This is a genomic window from Rhizobium sp. TRM96647 (genome assembly GCF_025780115.1).
Lineage (GTDB): Bacteria > Pseudomonadota > Alphaproteobacteria > Rhizobiales > Rhizobiaceae > Mycoplana.
Window position 1 is genome coordinate 12336 of record NZ_JAOXHF010000004.1, and the last position, 17817, is coordinate 30152.

17 protein-coding genes are annotated in these 17817 nt (G+C 64.8%); 12 read left to right on the forward strand and 5 right to left on the reverse strand.

Annotated features, from left to right (window positions below; translation table 11 throughout):
• Positions 1-25: 25 nt before the first annotated feature.
• Positions 26-1336, reverse strand: coding sequence for a polysaccharide biosynthesis/export family protein (locus tag OCK02_RS08595; RefSeq protein ID WP_263812697.1), 1311 nt, complete (start codon positions 1334-1336; stop codon positions 26-28).
• 584 nt (positions 1337-1920) lie between these two features.
• Here OCK02_RS08595 and OCK02_RS08600 point away from each other — a divergent pair.
• On the forward strand, positions 1921-2598 hold the full coding sequence (locus tag OCK02_RS08600) for a response regulator transcription factor (RefSeq protein ID WP_318530127.1): 678 nt from the start codon (positions 1921-1923) through the stop codon (positions 2596-2598).
• Positions 2599-2627: 29 nt separating this feature from the next.
• Here OCK02_RS08600 and OCK02_RS08605 read toward each other — a convergent pair whose 3' ends face one another.
• A complete protein-coding gene (locus tag OCK02_RS08605; RefSeq protein WP_263812698.1) occupies positions 2628-3971 on the reverse strand; it encodes a glycosyltransferase family 2 protein in 1344 nt (447 codons plus the stop codon).
• 264 nt (positions 3972-4235) lie between these two features.
• Here OCK02_RS08605 and ybaK point away from each other — a divergent pair, with 264 nt between their 5' ends.
• From ybaK to mbfA, 4 genes are all read left to right on the forward strand, one after another.
• On the forward strand, positions 4236-4709 hold the full coding sequence (ybaK, locus tag OCK02_RS08610; protein ID WP_263813025.1) for a Cys-tRNA(Pro) deacylase: 474 nt from the start codon (positions 4236-4238) through the stop codon (positions 4707-4709).
• Between the two features lie 93 nt (positions 4710-4802).
• A complete protein-coding gene (locus OCK02_RS08615; protein WP_263812699.1) occupies positions 4803-6059 on the forward strand; it encodes an aminopeptidase in 1257 nt (418 codons plus the stop codon).
• Between the two features lie 7 nt (positions 6060-6066).
• A complete protein-coding gene (locus tag OCK02_RS08620; protein ID WP_263812700.1) occupies positions 6067-6855 on the forward strand; it encodes a pyrroline-5-carboxylate reductase family protein in 789 nt (262 codons plus the stop codon).
• A 112-nt stretch (positions 6856-6967) separates the two neighbouring features.
• A complete protein-coding gene (mbfA, locus tag OCK02_RS08625) occupies positions 6968-7951 on the forward strand; it encodes an iron exporter MbfA (RefSeq protein ID WP_263812701.1) in 984 nt (327 codons plus the stop codon).
• Positions 7952-8067: 116 nt separating this feature from the next.
• Here the strand turns inward: mbfA and OCK02_RS08630 are convergent, their stop codons facing one another.
• Entirely contained in the window at positions 8068-8613 is a 546-nt protein-coding gene (locus tag OCK02_RS08630) for a transglutaminase-like cysteine peptidase (RefSeq protein WP_263812702.1), read from the reverse strand.
• Between the two features lie 182 nt (positions 8614-8795).
• On the reverse strand, positions 8796-9614 hold the full coding sequence (locus OCK02_RS08635) for an alpha/beta hydrolase (protein ID WP_263812703.1): 819 nt from the start codon (positions 9612-9614) through the stop codon (positions 8796-8798).
• A 242-nt stretch (positions 9615-9856) separates the two neighbouring features.
• Here OCK02_RS08635 and infC point away from each other — a divergent pair, with 242 nt between their 5' ends.
• The 6 genes from infC (at position 9857) to pheT (ending at position 15430) form a co-directional block, all read left to right on the forward strand.
• Positions 9857-10393, forward strand: a complete 537-nt coding sequence (gene infC, locus OCK02_RS08640; protein ID WP_230807990.1) for a translation initiation factor IF-3 — start codon at positions 9857-9859, stop codon at positions 10391-10393.
• Positions 10394-10606: 213 nt separating this feature from the next.
• Entirely contained in the window at positions 10607-10810 is a 204-nt protein-coding gene (gene rpmI, locus OCK02_RS08645; protein WP_024270153.1) for a 50S ribosomal protein L35, read from the forward strand.
• A gap of 39 nt (positions 10811-10849) precedes the next feature.
• Positions 10850-11254 (forward strand): 50S ribosomal protein L20, encoded by a 405-nt coding sequence (rplT, locus tag OCK02_RS08650; protein ID WP_230807925.1) that lies wholly within the window; start codon positions 10850-10852, stop codon positions 11252-11254.
• Between the two features lie 95 nt (positions 11255-11349).
• On the forward strand, positions 11350-12435 hold the full coding sequence (gene pheS / locus OCK02_RS08655) for a phenylalanine--tRNA ligase subunit alpha (RefSeq protein ID WP_263812704.1): 1086 nt from the start codon (positions 11350-11352) through the stop codon (positions 12433-12435).
• A gap of 15 nt (positions 12436-12450) precedes the next feature.
• The gene (locus OCK02_RS08660; protein WP_263812705.1) at positions 12451-12999 is read left to right on the forward strand and encodes a hypothetical protein; all 549 of its coding nucleotides are present in this window, start codon (positions 12451-12453) and stop codon (positions 12997-12999) included.
• 4 nt (positions 13000-13003) lie between these two features.
• Positions 13004-15430 (forward strand): phenylalanine--tRNA ligase subunit beta, encoded by a 2427-nt coding sequence (gene pheT, locus OCK02_RS08665; protein ID WP_263812706.1) that lies wholly within the window; start codon positions 13004-13006, stop codon positions 15428-15430.
• A 271-nt stretch (positions 15431-15701) separates the two neighbouring features.
• Here pheT and OCK02_RS08670 read toward each other — a convergent pair whose 3' ends face one another.
• Positions 15702-16652 (reverse strand): aldo/keto reductase, encoded by a 951-nt coding sequence (locus OCK02_RS08670; RefSeq protein ID WP_263812707.1) that lies wholly within the window; start codon positions 16650-16652, stop codon positions 15702-15704.
• 164 nt (positions 16653-16816) lie between these two features.
• On the opposite strand from OCK02_RS08670, the gene OCK02_RS08675 reads away from it, so the two are divergent.
• Complete coding sequence (locus tag OCK02_RS08675) at positions 16817-17803, forward strand: Gfo/Idh/MocA family protein (protein WP_263812708.1); 987 nt, start codon at positions 16817-16819, stop codon at positions 17801-17803.
• The last annotated feature ends 14 nt before the right edge of the window (positions 17804-17817 follow it).

Genomic DNA, 17817 nt, shown 5'->3' on the forward strand with positions numbered 1-17817 from the left:
CCGGCCGGTTCCTTGCCCCATTTCGTCATTGGCTCGCCTGCTCCGTTGGATCGTCCGCAGCCGGCACGTCCGCGGCCTCGTCCGGCAGAGTGCCGGCGGTCGGCAGCCGCGTCCGCACGACGCGCACGACATCGCCCGGCTGCACCGTCGTCGTCTCGTTCGCCTCGAGCATGTCGACCTTGCCGCCGGCGCGTCGCGAGATGCTGTAGCTGGTGAGCGAGGTGCTGGCCGCGCTGTCGCCGTCCGCATTGCCGCCAAGGGCGCCGTTCAGCACGTTGTTGCGAGTGTCGCGCCGCAGTTGCAGTTGCTTCAGCGCGCCCTTTTCCGCCTGCAGCTGCGCCGTCACGTCCACCTGGCGGTTGTCGGTCAGCCCCTCGAGATTGCGCGTCGCCTCGGAAATGTTCTGGCGGGCGCGCATGATCGCCGTGACCATGTCGAGCCGTGTCGCCTGGTATCCGCGCAGCGAGCGTTCCAGGTCGGTCTGCCGCGTCGGCAGGATCACGCCGCGCTCCACCATCGGCTTGACGGTCTCGAGTTCCTTGCGGACGGATTCGATGTCCTCGTCGTTGCTGTCGATCTTCTTCTCCAGCGTGTCGATCTCCTGGCCCATCAGTTCGCGAAGTTCCGTGAAGGAGCGCGACTGGCGCTCGACCACGGCGGCGCGTGCGGCAAAGATCTGCTGCTCCTGCTGGAAGATGGTCGCGGCCAGCGGGTTGTCGCGATAGGGCTTCAGGTCGAAATCGAAACCCTTGGCGCCGGCCATCTCGGCCTCGAGCCGGGCCACGCGGATGCTGCCGCGCAGGATGGAATCGTTCAGTTCCCGCAGTTCGCCCGCATATTCCACCCCGCGCGTGCCGGTGAGACCCTCCAGCCTGAATTCGCCGCCGGCCATGGCGAGCGTCTGCAGCACGGTCAGGCCCGGGCGAAAGCGGTATTCTCCGGGCGAGGCGACGTCACCGACCACGTAGACGGGCGGGTAGTCGATGACGGCGATCGAGGCGTCGGGCTTCTCGACCAGCCCGATCCGCGTCTTCAGCTGCTCGGCGATCCTGGCCGCCAGTTGGGCCTCGTCGAGGTCGCCGACGGGAACATTGCCGAGAACGGGAAGCGAAAGGGTGCCCTCGTCGGAAACGACGAACTCGCCGCCGAGTGCATCCCAGCGCTCGTAGGTCCCCCGTGTCGGCATCCACTGGACCACCGACAGCCGGATGCGCGTCTGGGGCGCAAGCTTCGAGGCAACGGCCGGCGCAGGCGCCAGCGCGCCGGCCACGACCAGCGCGGAGAGGATGATCCCGGCCTTGAGGGACCTGCAGCTTTGCAGAATGGCGACTGGCATGTCTTTCTCCGACCCGTCACAGGGAGATGCAGATGCAAGATACAAATGCACGCTCGACCAATGCTCGGCGCTGCCTTCCGGACAGCGTGTCCCAGTGTGCAAATTCCTGAAATATTGAGAAGGGGCAGGACCTTGCTCCGACTTCATCAATATTGGTGAAAGAGCATGTGCAGGGCCTACCCCCATCGCCGTTCCGTAGCTCCGGCCGGGGCAGGTGCGATCTATGGGCGGTGTCCGGGCGGGCGAGGTAGGAGGAGAATTGCGCCGGATGCCCAAGTTGGTGGGTAGGCTTCACCTAAGGTTAGTTCGTTTGGATGAACGTGCCTCGCCCGGTGCCCCCAGGCGCATTGCCTTTCTATCCTTTTCTCAGCCCATTTGCGCCGTCGCGGTCGTTCGTGACGTGCGTTAAGGTCCTGTCGATGGTGCACGATTTCGTGCGTTCGTCGGCAGTGACGATTGCCGGCGACGAAGGCCGGATCGGGCAGGGCGGGTGAAGGGATATGGTGCTTTTGGACGGGAACGACTACGCGGAAGCGCAACCGGGCGCGGCAGGGATCAGGGGCGGGCCTGAACCACAGCGCGTGATGCTGATAGTCACGAACACGGGGAGCGTATCGAAGCGGCTGATCGATGCGGTCGAGCGCGAGTTCCCATGGGTTCTCGTCGAGCAGGTGGAGAGTGTCTCCGCCGGCTGCAGGGCGTTTGCCCATCCGGTGGCCCTGATCCTCGTCGATGTCGCCCTGGTGCATGAGGCCGAGGCTGCCGCCGCGATGCTTGGGCGCGTCCATCCGCATGCCCTTGCCGCCGTCATCGAACCCTATGACAAGATGCAGGCGACCTCCTTCTCGGCCGTCACCGATTCCGCCCTGTTCCGTAGCGTCCTGCCGATGGACATGCGGCTCGATATCTGGCTCTCGATCATCAGGCTCATGCTGTGCGGCGGCGAATACCTGCCCCCGGGGTCGGTCGTCGGCGTGCGGCCCGGCGATCCCGGGCCGACCATCCCGGCCCACAACGGCATGCCAACCGCTCCGCGCAAGGCGGAGAGCGGCGTCGCGGAACTGACGGCCAGGGAACTGCAGATCCTGGAGATGGTTTCCCGCGGGCTCCAGAACAAGCTGATCGCCGCCGGGCTCGGCCTTTCCGAGCACACGGTCAAGATCCATCTGCACAACATCATCCGCAAGCTTGGCGTCCACAACAGGACGGAGGCGGCTGCCCGTTTCCGCAATGCCAGAAACGGCAATGCCCTGTTCGACTGAGCCCGCCCGCGCCTGCGATCGGATCGGCGCTACTTCCGCGCAAACCGTCCGATGTGCCGGGCGGTCCACTCTTCCCAGTAGTCGAGCCGCTCGAGGTTGACCTTGCCGCGCGCGATGCCGGTGCCGGCATCCGTCATCAGCGATCCCGGCCGGTGCGCGCCGAAAGAAAGCGGCTGGCGCAACCGGCGCCATCCCCGCCATCCGAAGACGAGCTTCAGCCGCGCGATATACTCGCTGTCCGCACCCGTGCGGACGTCCTCGTAGGTGCCGGCGCGGGCAAGGGCCACCTCGCGACGAAACAGCGGGGAAGCCGGATTGAGGCGCGTCAGCGGATAGACCTGCCGGGCGTAGAACTGGCCGTGATCGTCGACGCGGACCCAGTTGGACAACGTGAAGAACAGCCCCTTGTCCTTCAAGAGCGGCCGCACCTGCCGCGCGATCTTCTCCGGGTGCGCCCAGTCGTCGGAATCCTGGCACGTCACGAAGTCGCCCTTGGCATGGGCAAGCGCCAGGTTGCGTGCGGCATAGGGACCGCCGTTCTGGTCGCGCCGGATCAGCCGGACGCGGTCGTCGCGCGCGGCAAGGGCCATGACGACAGCGACGGTGTCGTCGGTGCTCGCATCGTCGGCGACGAGCACCTCGATGTCCCGGTAAGTTTGCGCCAGCAGCGACTCGATCGAGCGGCCGATCCGTTCGGCGGTGTTGTAGGCCGGCATCGTGATCGTCACCAGCGGCCCGCGGACGCTGCCGGCGGCGACGCGGCTTGCCAGGTTCGAGGCGGAGATCGGTCGCTGCGGATCGATCAGGGCAACCGGCGACAGGCCGTGCGCTGCGAGGAAGTCGTTGGCGAGCGGCAGGGCCGCGCTCTCGTCGCCCGTGGCATTGGCGAGCAGCAGGTGCAGGTCCGGTTCGCGCTCACCCTCGCCGCGTCCGATCGCCGCCCTTGCCTCCGCTAGCGCCTCTTCCTGCCGGCCTTCCGCCAGGAGCAGTGCGATCCGCAGGCCGGCGCGGACCGGAGCGCCGGCGCGACAGAAATGGGTTGCCGTGTCCAGGCTGTAGGGAGCCACCGCTTCCGCCGCGGCGGCCAGTTGCCGTCCATTGAGCTGTCCGCCCTCGTGCGCCTTGCGAAGCAGCGCGATGCCGGCCTCGCTCTCGCCGGACGCGGCGAGCGAAATGCCGAGCGCCAATGCCTCCCGCCCGGAGCGCGGCTGGCGCAGGAGGGCGCTCGCCGACCTGTAGCAGCCGAGCCGGTAGAGTGCCCAGGCGCGACCCGCACGGGTCGCCTCGGGGTCCGCCTCCGCAAGCGCGAGCGCCTCCGCAAACCGGTTGGTCGATAGGAGATAGTGAAATTGAAGTCGACGGAACTGCAGCACGATCCACCCGCTTGCCGAAAATGACCCGGAAGGGAACAACCAGTGCAGGTTTCGGCCGATCGAAGGAATCTGGCAGTAACCAATACTTTGTGGCATGGCAAGGTCGCTGGCGCTCCCGTTCCGCTCCGATCCAGCAGGAAAGCGCTTCTCCCTGACATTTCGCATTTTCGCAGCTCGGCTTCGGCTGCATCCCTGTTGACAAGGATCGCGAGCATGCGGCACCGATTGTCCGTCTTCAGTTGCTGCATCTTCGACGGTCACGCCATGTCCAAGACCACGCGCGCCACCCAGGCCCTGCAAAGGGCAGGCGTCGCCTTTACGGTTCACACCTATGAATACGACCCCTCCGCCGAGAAGGTCGGCCTGCAGGCCGCCGAAGCGATCGGGGAGGTGCCGGACAGGGTGCTGAAGACGCTGATGGCGGAGGTGGACGGCAGGCCCGTCTGTGTCGTCGTGCCCTCCAACTGCGAGGTCAGCATGAAGAAGCTGGCCGCAGCCTTCGGCGGCAAGTCGGCGAGCATGATGAAGCCGGCCGATGCCGAGCGGCTGACGGGATACCATGTGGGCGGCATCAGCCCGTTCGGGCAGCGCAAGGCCGTGCCGACGGCGATCGAGACGGCGGCGTTCGCCCATGAGCGCGTCTACATCAATGGCGGGCAGCGGGGCCTGCAGGTCCGTCTTGCGCCGGAAGAGGCGCGCAGGGCCCTCGATGCGGTGGCCGCCCCGGTCGTCGCCTGACTTATCTGCTCCGGCTGTCGTCGCCGATCTTCTGTTTTTCGCCATTCCGTCCTAAGTAGAAGGCAACGCAATCGAAGACAGCAGGTAAGAGCGATGAACGCACCGCTTCGTACAGCATCCACGCCCGTCGATCCCGTCAAACTCGAGAGGCTCGCGGAGGTTGCCGTCAAGGTCGGCCTCCAGTTGCAGAGGGGTCAGGATCTGGTGATGACGGCGCCGGTCGCGGCACTTCCGCTGGTCCGCCTGATCACCAAGCACGCCTACATCGCCGGCGCCGGTCTCGTCAGCACCTTCTATGCCGACGAGGAGGCGACGCTGGCCCGCTATCGCCATGCGCCCGACGAGAGCTTCGACCGGGCGACGGACTGGCTCTACCAGGGCATGGCGAAGGTCTATGCCGATGGCGCAGCCAGGCTCGCGATCGCCGGCGACAACCCGATGCTTCTGTCCGGCGAGGATCCGGCCAAGGTGGCGCGCGCCAACAAGGCGAACTCGATTGCCTACAAGCCGGCGCTGGAGAAGATTGCCAATTTCGACATCAACTGGAACATCGTCTCCTATCCGAACCCCTCCTGGGCGCGGCAGGTCTTTCCGGACGATGCCGAGGACGTGGCGGTGGAGAAGCTGGCGAACGCGATTTTTGCCGCCTCGCGCGTCGACCGCGACGACCCGGTGGGCGCCTGGAAGGCGCACAATGCCAACCTGCACAGCCGCTCCGCCTGGCTGAACGGCGAGCGTTTCGCAGCCCTCCACTTCAGGGGGCCGGGCACCGACCTGACGGTCGGCCTCGCCGACGGCCACGAATGGCACGGCGGCGCCTCGACGGCGAAGAACGGCATCACCTGCAATCCGAACATCCCGACCGAGGAGGTCTTCACGACGCCGCATGCCCTTCGCGTCGAGGGGCATGCGGCGAGCACCAAGCCGCTGTCCCACCAGGGGACGCTGATCGACGACATCCGCGTCCGCTTCGAGGCGGGTCGCATCGTCGAGGCCCATGCGTCGAAGGGCGAGGCCGTGCTGAACAAGGTCCTCGATACCGACGAGGGCGCGCGCCGGCTGGGCGAGGTTGCGCTCGTGCCCCATTCCTCGCCGATCTCGGCGAGCGGACTGCTCTTCTACAACACCCTCTTCGACGAGAACGCCGCCTGCCACATCGCGCTCGGCCAGTGCTATTCGAAGTGCTTCCTCGACGGCGCCAGTCTTTCCCCGGAGCAGATCGCCGCACAGGGCGGCAATTCGAGCCTGATCCACATCGACTGGATGATCGGTTCGGGCGAGATCGACATCGATGGTATCCGTGCCGACGGCAGCCGCATCCCGGTGATGCGCGCGGGCGAATGGGCCTGAGGCGAGCGTGGCGACGATCGGGGTCATCGGCGGTGGCGGTTGGCTCGCAGGGGCATTGCTGCATCCTGCGCTCGAAGACGGTGTCATCCGTCCGCGGCAGCTGATCCTGTCCTCCCGCTCCGGCGACGTGACCGGCTTCGAGGACTGGCCGGACATTGCCCTCACGACCGACAACGAGGCGCTGGCGGCGCGTGCTGACATCGTCATGCTTTGCGTGCGCCCGCACGACCTGGACGAGGTCGATGTCGACCTGACGGACCGGCTGCTCGTTTCCGTGGTCGCCGGCGTCAGCGTTGCCGAGCTTGCCGAGCGCTACGGCGCCACCCGCATCGTGCGCGCCATGCCGAATGCCTGCGCCGAATACCGGCTGTCGTTCACGCCATGGTTTGCGACCGACGGCGTGACCGACGACGAGGCGGATTTCGTCTTCCGCTTCTTTTCGGCATCGGGCCAGGCGCACGGCATCCACGATGAGGCGCAGCTCGACTATTTCACCGCGCTCACCGGCTCGGGCCCGGCCTTTCCCGCTCTCTTTGCCGATGCGATGATCCGCCATGCGATCGGTGCCGGTCTCGACCCGGAAACGGCCGATGCCGCGGTGCGTCAGCTCTTTCTCGGCGCGGGCGTGCTGATGGCGCAATCCGATACCCCGCCCTCCGACCTTGTCGATATCTTCCTCGAATATCGGGGAACGACTGCTGCCGGCCTGTCGGCAATGATCGAGGCCGACATCGCCTCGCCGATCTTTCGGGGCCTGTCCGCTGCCCGCGAACAGGCCGAAGAAGGGCTGCTCTGACCCCCGGCCTTTGGCTCCCGTCCCCTGAACCGTATCTTCTGCCGCATGGGAAGCGGTTGACGTTCCTCGTCTCGATGCATATTTTTAGAATTATTCTAAAAAGGGTTTCGACATGTTCTCCCGCATCTTCCGTAACGGCAAGCGTTCGCTGGAATCGCTCAGCGAGCAGGAAATTCTTGCCCTTGCCATCTCCTCCGAGGAGGACGATGGCCGCATCTATCTCGCCTATGCCGACGCGCTGCGCGAAAGCTCGCCGCACACGGCCGGGATGTTCGAGGAGATGGCTGGCGAGGAGAACGAACACCGCCGCCTGCTGATCGACATGCACATCCGCCGCTTCGGCGACCGGATTCCGCTGGTCCGGCGCGAATTCGTGCGCGACTTTCCAGAGCGGAAGCCGGATTGGCTGATCGCCAACATGCCGGTGCAGACCGCCCGCGCGCAGGCGAAGGCGATGGAAGAGGCGGCGCACCGCTTCTACCTGCAGGCCGCGGCCAGGACGACGGATGCGCAGACACGCAAGCTCCTGGGCGATCTCGCCATTGCCGAGAAGGCCCATGAGGACAAGGCGCGCCACATGGCCGAGGGGGAGGCGAACCAGGCGGCGATCGCCGAGGAAGACGCGGTCGAACGTCGGCAGTTCATCCTCACCTATGTGCAGCCGGGTCTTGCCGGGCTGATGGACGGATCGGTTTCCACCCTTGCCCCGATCTTCGCGGCCGCCTTCGCCACCCAGGACACCTGGCAGACCTTCCTGGTGGGGCTTTCCGCCTCCATCGGCGCCGGGATTTCCATGGGGTTCACGGAAGCTGCCCACGATGACGGCAAGATCTCCGGACGCGGTTCGCCGGTCAGGCGCGGCCTTGCCTCCGGCATCATGACCGCCATCGGCGGCCTCGGCCACGCGCTGCCCTACCTGATCCCGAACTTCGCGCTCGCCACCGCGATTGCCGTCGGCGTCGTCTTCGTCGAGCTCTGGGCGATCGCCTTCATCCAGAACCGCTTCATGGAAACGCCGTTTCTGCGCGCCGCCTTCCAGGTCGTCCTCGGTGGCGGGCTGGTATTCGCCTGCGGCGTGCTGATCGGCAATGCTTGAGAGCATGTCGCGCAAGGCTGCGCCGCTGTTTTGCGACAACGACATGCGAGAAAGGACCATACGAGAACGGCCGGGATGCCGGCCGCCGCAGCGGAACGTTCCGCAGGAGGGCTCGTTTAATTGCCGACCGACGACACCATGACCGCGTCGCCGTTTTCGATCGACACCCAGCGGCCGGGATTGAAGGATGCCTGGCGCTTCAGATAGCGGTAAGGCGTCTCGGTCCAGAGCTTCACGTCGTTGTCGAGGTTGTCGAGGACGTAGTCCCCTTCCGTTGACCGCACCGTCAGGACGGCATGGCCTTCGCCATCGGGCTTGCGCACGACGGTGATGAGCAGGTCGGCGGCCTCGAAGCCGTGCTCCATCAGCTTGCGACGCTTCAGCAGCACGAAGTCCTCGCAGTCGCCGGCCGTATCCGGATAGGACCAGTACTCGTCCCGGCCGTAGAGGTCCTTGTCGGTCATCGGGCTGATGGTGCGGTTGACCTCCGAATTGATATCCCGGACGACGGTCCAGCCGAACGTCGTTACCTTGGCCGCACCCTGGTCGCGCCGGGTGGTGCTGCATTCGGAAGGGTTGGACCGGCAGAATTCATAGTGCCCGATCGGCTGCGACGTGACGCTGCCCGTGCGCATGGACAGGGGCGATGCAGGGGCCGTCATGGCGACGGAAGACGAAATGAACAAGGCTGAAATTGCCGCAAAAATAGCCTTAGCACCAATCATTCGCGCCATGGGTGTCCCCTCAATCGTTAACAAAACGTTAAATTTTTAGGGGCCTGCTCGTCAATCACGATAATTCGCAATGCGACAACATGGTTAAAATGCGTCGCGGCGCGTGACCATTATGCAGCATTGAGCAGATGGGACACCGCCTCCTTCAGCTTCTCGATGTCCTCCGGACGCGAAAGGCGATGGTCGCCGTCGCGGATCAGGGTGAGCACGGCGTCGTCGCAGGACAGGTGCTCCATCAGCCTGATGGCGTGGGTGTAGGGCACGTCCGGATCCGCCATGCCCTGCAGCACGTGGATCGGGCAGCCGACGTCGATCACCCCGCCCAGCACCCGGTTCCGGCGTCCATCCTCGATCAGCTTCAGCGTGTAGACATTGGGGTCCGGCCCGTAAGGGGTCGGCTCCTCGAAGTAGCCGCGTTCAGAGAGCGAGTTGCGTTCGGCCTCGGTCAGCTTGGGCTCGATCAGTTCGCTGGTGAAGTCCGGTGCCGGGGCGATCAGGACCATGCCGGCGATCTCGGAGCCCTGTCCGGCCCGGCGCAGTTCCTGCGCGAGTCGCAGCGCCAGCCAGCCGCCCATGGACGAGCCGACGAGGATCATGCGCCGCGTGCCGAGATGCTTTCTGGCGTGTGCCACGACGGCAAGCGTCTCCTCCAGCCAGCGCGAGATCGTCCCGTCCACGAAGGCGCCCCCCGACGCACCGTGGCCGGAATAGTCGAAGCGCACGCAGCCGGTGCCGAGTTCGGCGGCAAGGCTTGCGAGTTCGGCGGCCTTCGTGCCGGTCATGTCCGAACGGTAGCCGCCGAGCCAGACGAGATGCGGATGAGGGTTGCCTTCCCGTTCGGGGAGAAGGCGCATGACGATCTCGCGCCGGTCGCGGCCTGTGCCGACGGATACGCTGCCGCTCGTTTCGCTGGTTTGCTCTGGGGTCATGACATGCTCCTGGATTGCCGGTGGCGGCCGCGCGTCCTGCCGCGGCACCCGCCTCTCGGGCTCCGATTTACACGATTTCGCACCGGGCGGCACAGATGGTGATTTTTTCCGTACGACGTGGTATTGACTTCGCCTCGGTGATCGACACATTGCCCGCAAGCAGCGCCCGTGCGCGAGGCGGCGGGTACGATTGCCCCGAAATTAGGTAGCCCTGTTCGAAACTATTCGAGGAGAATACGACCATTCGCAGACCCTTCAAAGCGGACGCCCCGGTCAAGGACGGCCCGCGCTCAAACCGTGAAATCCGGATTCCCCGGATTCAGCTCATCGATGCCGAAGGTGTAAACCACGGTATCGTTCCCACCGATCAGGCCCTTCGCATGGCGGAAGACGCCGGCCTCGATCTCGTGGAGATTTCCCCCAACACCGATCCGCCGGTGTGCAAGATCCTCGATCTCGGCAAGCTGAAATACGCCAACCAGAAGAAGGCGGCCGAAGCGCGCAAGAAGCAGAAGATCGTCGAGATCAAGGAAATCAAGATGCGCCCCAACATCGACACGCACGACTACGACGTGAAGATGAAGGCGATGAACCGGTTCTTCGAAGACGGCGACAAGGTCAAGGTGACGCTCAAGTTCCGCGGCCGCGAAATGGCGCACCAGGAACTCGGCATGAAGCTCCTGCTGCAGGTCAAGGAAGACACGCAGACGATCGCCAAGGTCGAGGCCGAGCCGAAGCTCGAAGGCCGTCAGATGATGATGGTGCTGGCTCCCCGATAAAAGGGGTCCGGCGATTGGCATGAGCCGCCCTCGGGGCGGCTTTCTGCTTTTCTGGCGCAACCGCCCGGCTTTTCAGGAATCCGGTTGCGCTTTCGGGGGACTTCGGTTACAAGCCCCCGTCCGAACGGTCCGGCAGGGCATGCCGTGGCCGTTCTTTACGCTGGAGATGTGCCTCGTCAGCCGTCTCGAAACCAAGAAGAATGGAGTAGCAAAATGCCCAAGATGAAGACGAAGTCGTCTGCCAAGAAGCGGTTCAAGATCACCGCGACCGGCAAGGTCGTCGCAGCTGCCGCCGGCAAGCGCCACGGCATGATCAAGCGTACCAACAAGTTCATTCGCGACGCGCGCGGAACCATGGTTCTCGCCGAGCCCGATGGCAAGAAGGTCATCAAGAACTACCTGCCGAACGGTCTCTGAGACTTTCAGGCTTTTTGGATACGTTAAGGAGATCATGACATGGCACGTGTAAAACGCGGCGTCACCGCCCACGCCAAGCACAAGAAGACGCTCAAGGCCGCCAAGGGCTTCTACGGCCGCCGCAAGAACACGATCCGCGCCGCCAAGGCCGCGGTCGATCGTTCCAAGCAGTACGCCTACCGCGACCGCAAGGTGAACAAGCGCAATTTCCGCGCTCTGTGGATCCAGCGTATCAACGCTGCCGTCCGCGAATTCGGCCTGACCTACGGCCGCTTCATCGACGGCCTGAACAAGGCCGGCATCGAAGTCGACCGCAAGGTCCTGTCCGACATGGCGATCCATGAGCCGGCAGCCTTCGGCGCCCTCGTCGAAGCTTCCAAGAAGGCGCTCGCCTACCTCAAGGACGCCGGCACCACCAACGAGTTTGAAAGCGCGGTTCGTTAATCCAGCGCTTCCCAAGCCTTTGTACATAGAAGTTGGGAAACCCGCGCTGGCAGGGCTGGCGCGGGTTTTTCTTTGGGCTCAATGGATTTTGAACGATGTCCGATCTCGATACCTTGAAACAGACCCTGCTGGCCGACGTGTCGGCCGCCGGCGACGAGCCGGCCATCGAGGCCGTGCGCGTCGCCGCCCTCGGCAAGAAGGGGTCCGTCTCCGAACTTCTCAAGACGCTCGGCACGATGACGCCGGAAGAGCGCCAGACGCGCGGAGCCGCGATCAACGCGCTGAAGAACGACCTGACGGATGCGATAACCGCCCGCAAGAGCGAACTGCGTGACGCTGCGATCGCAGCCCGGCTTGCGGCCGAGACGGTGGACGTCAGCCTGCCGGTCCGGTCCTCGCCGGCCGAGCGCGGCCGCATCCACCCGATCAGCCAGATCATCGACGAGATCACCGCGATCTTTGCCGATATGGGCTTCTCCATCGCCGAGGGTCCGGATATCGAGACCGACTACTACAATTTCACCGCGCTGAACTTCCCGGAAGGTCATCCAGCGCGCGAGATGCACGACACCTTCTTCTTCCCGCCGGATGAAAACGGCGAGCGCAAGGTGCTGCGCACGCACACCTCGCCGGTGCAGGTGCGCACCATGGAGGCGCAGAAGCCGCCGATCCGCATCATCATCCCCGGAAAGACCTATCGGCAGGATTCGGACGCCACCCACTCGCCGATGTTCCATCAGGTCGAGGGTCTGGTCGTCGACAGGAAGGCGAATGTCGCCAACATGCGCTGGGTGCTGGAGGAGTTCTGCAGGGCCTTCTTCGAGGTCGACGGCGTGACGATGCGCTTCCGCCCGTCCTTCTTCCCCTTCACCGAGCCCTCCTTCGAGGTCGATATCCAGTGTGACCGCTCCTCAGGCCCGATCGTCAAATTCGGCGAGGGCACCGACTGGATGGAGATCCTCGGCTGCGGCATGGTGCATCCGAACGTGCTGCGCGCCGGCGGCCTGGACCCGGACGAGTACCAGGGCTTCGCCTGGGGCATGGGGCTCGACCGCATCGCCATGCTGAAATACGGCATGCCGGACCTGCGCGATTTCTTCAACGCCGACGTCCGCTGGATGAACCACTACGGCTTCCGCCCGCTCGACGTCCCGACCCTGTTCGGCGGCCTGAGTGCTTAAGGGAGGTGGGAGAGTATGACCAAGACAAAACATGCAATCACGCCAGAAAAGCTCGCTGCCTACACGATCGAGGCCCTCGACACTCTTCGAGGCAATGCGCTCCGACTTGACGCGCATGACGTTGTTCAGATGTGTGACGACGAATTGGCAAGGCGCCCGCCCCGCCGGCAGCGTCTTCAACGCTATCAAGCTGAGCACACAGAGCACGATGTTGTGACCGGCTACCATTTCGTTTGTTCGGCCAACCGCGGCGTTCTTGAAGCACAACACGGACAATTTTGGAGCGGAGCTTGGGTCGTTGCCGAGCAGAATGTTCGAGAGAGCTTGAGATATGGTGCCTATCTCGCGCTACACGAATCAAAAGCCGATGTTTCCTACCGGCAGGGGCAGATCATCGATTACCGGATGGCGCCCCGCGACATGGTGGCGAAATCTGAGGAAGGGATAGAATTCTTAGTACGGACAACCAACGAGCCGTATGGATGGACCGGTGGTGGTGCGGGAGAGAAAGGATACCGCTGGGAGAAAGTGGTCCGAAACCCTGAACAGAACGGCGCGGAATAGAACTATGAAATTCACACTCTCCTGGCTGAAAGAGCATCTGGAAACGGACGCCTCGCTCGAACAGATCTGCGAACGCCTGACCGCGATCGGGCTGGAAGTCGAAGAGGTCGACGACAAGGCTTCGTTCAAGCCGTTCGTGATCGCGAAGGTAGTCTCGGCCGAACAGCATCCGAATGCCGACAAGCTGCGCGTGCTGATGGTCGACACCGGCGCCGGCGCGCCCGTCCAGGTCGTCTGCGGCGCGCCGAATGCGCGCGCGGGCCTTGTTGGCGCCTTCGCCGCGCCCGGCACCTACGTTCCCGGCATCGACGTGACCCTTTCCGTCGGCAACATCCGTGGCGTGGAGAGCCGCGGCATGATGTGCTCGGAGAAGGAACTCCAGATGTCGGACAATCACGACGGCATCATCGACCTGCCGGCCGATGCGCCGGTCGGCACGAGTTTCGCCGCCTATGCCGGGCTCGACGATCCGGTCATCGAGATCAACCTGACGCCGAACCGGCCCGATTGCACCAGCGTCTTCGGCATCGCCCGCGACCTGGCGGCCTCCGGCCTCGGTACACTGAAGGCACCCAAAGCGCCGACCCTCCGCACAGAAGGCGAGACGCCGGTGAAGGTGGCGCTTGAACTCGGCGAGGATACGCACCTTTGCCCCGGCTTTGCGCTCCGCCTCGTACGCGGTGTGAAGAACGGCCCCAGCCCGCGCTGGATGCAGCAGCGGCTGCTCTCGATCGGGCTGCGTCCGATCAATGCGCTGGTCGACGTCACCAACTACATGACGTTCGACCAGGGCCGGCCGATGCACGTCTTCGATGCTGCCAAGGTCAAGGGCAACTTGACCGTCCGCCGCGCCCGGGAAGGCGAGACAGTGCTGGCGCTCGACCAGCGTGAATACACGCTGTCGCCGGCCAATGTCGTGATCTCGGATGCCGAAGGCGTTGAATCCATCGGCGGCGTCATGGGCGGCGAGCATTCCGGCTGCGACGGGAACACCACCGATGTGCTGATCGAATCCGCACTTTGGGACCCGATGAACATCGCCAGGACCGGCCGCACGCTCGGTATCATCACCGATGCGCGCTACCGCTTCGAGCGCGGCGTCGATCCGGAATACATGATCCCCGGCCTCGAGCGCACCACGGAACTCGTCCTCGAACTTTGCGGCGGCATCGCCGCGAAGGCGGATGTTGTCGGCTACAAGGGCTTCCAGCCGAAAGTCGTCGATTTCCCGGTCTCGGAAGTCAGGCGGCTGACCGGCCTGGACATTTCGTCCGCCGAGAGTGCGGACATCCTTCAAAAGCTCGGCTTCGGCGTTTCCGGCTCGGGCGAAAGGCTGTCCGTCTCCGTGCCCTCCTGGCGGCCGGATGTGGACGGCAAGGCCGACCTCGTCGAAGAAGTGATGCGCATCCACGGCGTCGACAACATTCACGCCGCACCGCTTGAAAGCCATGCGAGCGTCAACGGCAAGATCCTGACGACGCTGCAGATCCGCTCGCGTCTTGCCAAGCGCGCGCTTGCCGCCCGCGGGATGATGGAGGCCGTCACCTGGTCCTTCATCCCCAAGGCGCAGGCCGAGCTCTTCGGCGGCGGCGCGCCGGAGCTGGCGCTGTCCAATCCGATCGCAGCCGACATGTCCGACATGCGGCCCTCGCTGCTGCCGGGCCTTTTGACGGCTGCGCAGCGAAACGCCGACCGCGGCTTTGGCGATGTTGCGATCTTCGAGGTCTCCGGCACCTATGAAAACGACCGGCCGGAAGGCCAGCGGCGCGTCGCCGGCGGTATCCGCCGCGCCACGGCCTCGCTTTCCGGCGCCGGGCGGCTCTGGTCGAATCCGGCGAAGGGCGGCGGCAAGCCTGTCGACGTCTTCGATGCCAAGGCCGATGCGCTCGCGGTGATCGAGGCCTGCGGCCTGCCGATGAGCAATGTCCAGATCGAGCCGGGCGGCCCGTCCTGGTACCACCCCGGCCGTTCCGGCACCATCAAGATGGGCCCGAAGGTCGTGCTCGGCCATTTCGGTGAATTCCATCCCAAGACGCTCGGCGCCCTCGACGTTTCCGGCGCCCTCGCCGGCTTCGAGATCTTCATCGACGCGATGCCCGAGCCGAAGAGGAAGGCGACGCGGACCAAGCCGGCGCTCGAGCTTTCGCCGTTCCAGGCGGTGAAGCGCGACTTCGCCTTCGTCGTCGACAAGACGGTGGAAGCCGGCGCCCTTGTCCGGGCGGCCGCGGGCGCCGACCGGAAGCTAATCACGAGCGTCAACGTCTTCGACGTGTTCGAGGGGGCTTCCGTCGGCGACGGCAGGAAGTCGGTCGCGATCGAGGTCGTCATCCAGCCGTCGGACAAGACGCTGACGGACGAGGACTTCGAGGCACTGACGGTGAAGATCGTCACGAACGTGGCCAAGACGACGGGTGGCGTTCTCCGCGCCTGAGATTGCGAAGAGTCTGACCACGCGAAGATCAGTCCACACGCAAGAACAACGAATTGAAATGACGGGCGAGGGATCCGCCGGCCGCCTCGATGGCCTCCCCGCCCGTCATTCTTTTGCCCGGCCCCTGTCACTTGATCGGGCCTGGCCAAAGTCGCATGGCCTTGTCGCTTGCTTGTGCTTCCCGACAACGGCGAGGGGCCGCAGTTGTTCCGTCCTGCCGGCGGCTTTTCTGGATGGCGGGAAGAGGCAGGTCGGGGGCCCAAGAAAGCGATCAGGCTCCCGCCGCGTCCAGTGCCGCCATGTGGTCGGCGGAGAGCGTCAGGTTTGCCGATCTCGCCAGGCTCTTCAACTGATCGAGGTTGGTCGCGCTGGCAATCGGCGCGGTCACGGCGGGTTTTGCCATCAGCCAGGCGAGAGCGATTTCTGCGGGTTTCGCGCCGGTCTCGGCGCTGACCTTGTCGAGCGCTGCGAGGATGCGCAGGCCCTTGGCATCGAGATATCCGGCGACGCTGCCGCCACGGGCCGCGCCCTCCGTGTCGGCGACCGAACGGTACTTTCCGCTGAGGAAGCCGTGCGCAAGGCTGAAATAGGTGATGACGCCGATGTTCTCGCGGGCGCAGAGTTCCGCAAGCGGGCCTTCGAAGCCGTCCCGGTCGTAGAGATTGTATTCGGGCTGCAGCGCGGCATAGCGCGACAGGCCCGCCGCGTCGGCGGCTGCGAAGGATGCCTGCAATTGCGCGGCATCGAGATTGGAGGCGCCGAAGGCGCGCACCTTGCCGGCCTTGACCAGTGCGGCATGGGCCTCGAGCGTCTCCTCGTAGGGCGTGCGGTCGTCCGGCCAATGCGAGAGGTAGAGATCGATGTGATCCGTCTTCAGCCGCTTCAGCGATGCCTCGACCGCCTCCATGATCCACTTTCGCGACAGGTCCCGGTGGCCCTGGCCCATGTCGGAACCGACCTTGGTGATCAGGACGACGCTGTCACGGGCCCGTCCGGACTGCTTCAGCCAGTTGCCGATGATGGTCTCGGATTCACCGCCTTTGTTGCCCGGCACCCAGGACGAATAGACGTCGGCCGTGTCGATGGCGTTGAAGCCCGCATCCGTAAAGGCGTCGAGCAAGGCGAACGAGGTCTTCTCGTCGGCGGTCCAGCCGAACACGTTTCCGCCGAAGACGAGCGGTGCGATGCTCAGGCCGGTTCGGCCGAGAGTCCGTTTCTGCATGATGCATTCTCCATTTTCTGGTGACGAGGCAGGCGGATGGCCCCCTCAAGCATAGGGCAGGCGGCGGACTTTTGAACCGGCAGGGGAAGAATTTCGCCGCGGGCTGCCCTTGCTAGGCACGTACCTCAGGCATAGTCTGCGGCCGATTCAAGGAGGGAGTTTCCATGTTGCGTTTCGGTATCCTGTCTACGGCCAAGATTGGCCGGGAACTGGTCGTCCCCGCGATCCAGGACGCGGAGAACTGCGTCGTCACCGCGATCGCGAGCCGCGATCTCGCCAAAGCCCGCGCCATGGCCGATCGCTTCTCGGTGCCCCACGCCTTCGGTTCCTATGAAGAGATGCTGGCCTCCGATCTGATCGACGCCGTCTACATCCCGCTGCCGACCTCGCAGCACGTCGAGTGGACAATCAAGGCAGCCGACGCCGGCAAGCACGTGCTGTGCGAAAAGCCGATCGCCTTGCGCGCCTCCGAGATCGAGACGCTGATTGCCGCCCGCGACCGCAACAAGGTGCTGATCTCCGAGGCCTACATGGTCACCTACGCCCCGGTGTGGCGCAAGGTCCGCGAGCTTCTGAGGGAGGGCGCCATAGGCCGGCTGCGCCACGTCCAGGGCGCGTTCACCTATTTCAACCGCGATCCCGGCAACATGCGCAACATTCCGGCCCTCGGCGGCGGCGGCCTGCCGGACATCGGTGTCTATCCGACCATCACCACCCGCTTTGCCACCGGCAAGGAGCCGATCCGTGTCCAGGCGGCCACCGAACGCGATCCCGATTTCGGCACCGACATCTATTCGAGCGTGCGCGCAGACTTCGGCGACTTCGAGCTGAGTTTCTACATCTCCACCCAGCTCGCCGCCCGCCAGGTGATGGTCTTCCACGGCGACAAGGGATTCATCGAGGTCAAGTCGCCCTTCAACGCCGACCGCTACGGCGCCGAGGAGGTCGAACTGACCAACCAGAACCATTCCCAGTCGCAGCTGTTCCGTTTCCAGGATTCGCGGCAGTACAAGCTGGAGGCCGAGGCTTTCGCGCGGGCGGCGCGGGGCGAGCCCGAGGAAGTGGTGACGCTCGAGAGCTCGATCAACAGCCAGAAATTCATCGACGCCATCTACCGCGCCAGCGACAGGGACGGCTGGGAAGCAGTCTGACCGCCCCCTGGACG

What these genes read in the sequence shown, in the direction of transcription:
- OCK02_RS08595 (WP_263812697.1), bottom strand. Translation starts at nt 1,336, where the DNA reads ATGCCAGTCGCCATTCTGCAAAGCTGCAGGTCCCTCAAGGCCGGGATC.
- OCK02_RS08600 (WP_318530127.1), top strand. Translation starts at nt 1,921, where the DNA reads ATGCTGATAGTCACGAACACGGGGAGCGTATCGAAGCGGCTGATCGAT.
- ybaK (WP_263813025.1), top strand. Translation starts at nt 4,236, where the DNA reads ATGTCCAAGACCACGCGCGCCACCCAGGCCCTGCAAAGGGCAGGCGTC.
- OCK02_RS08615 (WP_263812699.1), top strand. Translation starts at nt 4,803, where the DNA reads ATGAACGCACCGCTTCGTACAGCATCCACGCCCGTCGATCCCGTCAAA.
- mbfA (WP_263812701.1), top strand. Translation starts at nt 6,968, where the DNA reads ATGTTCTCCCGCATCTTCCGTAACGGCAAGCGTTCGCTGGAATCGCTC.
- OCK02_RS08630 (WP_263812702.1), bottom strand. Translation starts at nt 8,613, where the DNA reads ATGACGGCCCCTGCATCGCCCCTGTCCATGCGCACGGGCAGCGTCACG.
- OCK02_RS08635 (WP_263812703.1), bottom strand. Translation starts at nt 9,614, where the DNA reads ATGACCCCAGAGCAAACCAGCGAAACGAGCGGCAGCGTATCCGTCGGC.
- rpmI (WP_024270153.1), top strand. Translation starts at nt 10,607, where the DNA reads ATGCCCAAGATGAAGACGAAGTCGTCTGCCAAGAAGCGGTTCAAGATC.
- rplT (WP_230807925.1), top strand. Translation starts at nt 10,850, where the DNA reads ATGGCACGTGTAAAACGCGGCGTCACCGCCCACGCCAAGCACAAGAAG.
- pheS (WP_263812704.1), top strand. Translation starts at nt 11,350, where the DNA reads ATGTCCGATCTCGATACCTTGAAACAGACCCTGCTGGCCGACGTGTCG.
- OCK02_RS08660 (WP_263812705.1), top strand. Translation starts at nt 12,451, where the DNA reads ATGACCAAGACAAAACATGCAATCACGCCAGAAAAGCTCGCTGCCTAC.
- pheT (WP_263812706.1), top strand. Translation starts at nt 13,004, where the DNA reads ATGAAATTCACACTCTCCTGGCTGAAAGAGCATCTGGAAACGGACGCC.
- OCK02_RS08670 (WP_263812707.1), bottom strand. Translation starts at nt 16,652, where the DNA reads ATGCAGAAACGGACTCTCGGCCGAACCGGCCTGAGCATCGCACCGCTC.
- OCK02_RS08675 (WP_263812708.1), top strand. Translation starts at nt 16,817, where the DNA reads ATGTTGCGTTTCGGTATCCTGTCTACGGCCAAGATTGGCCGGGAACTG.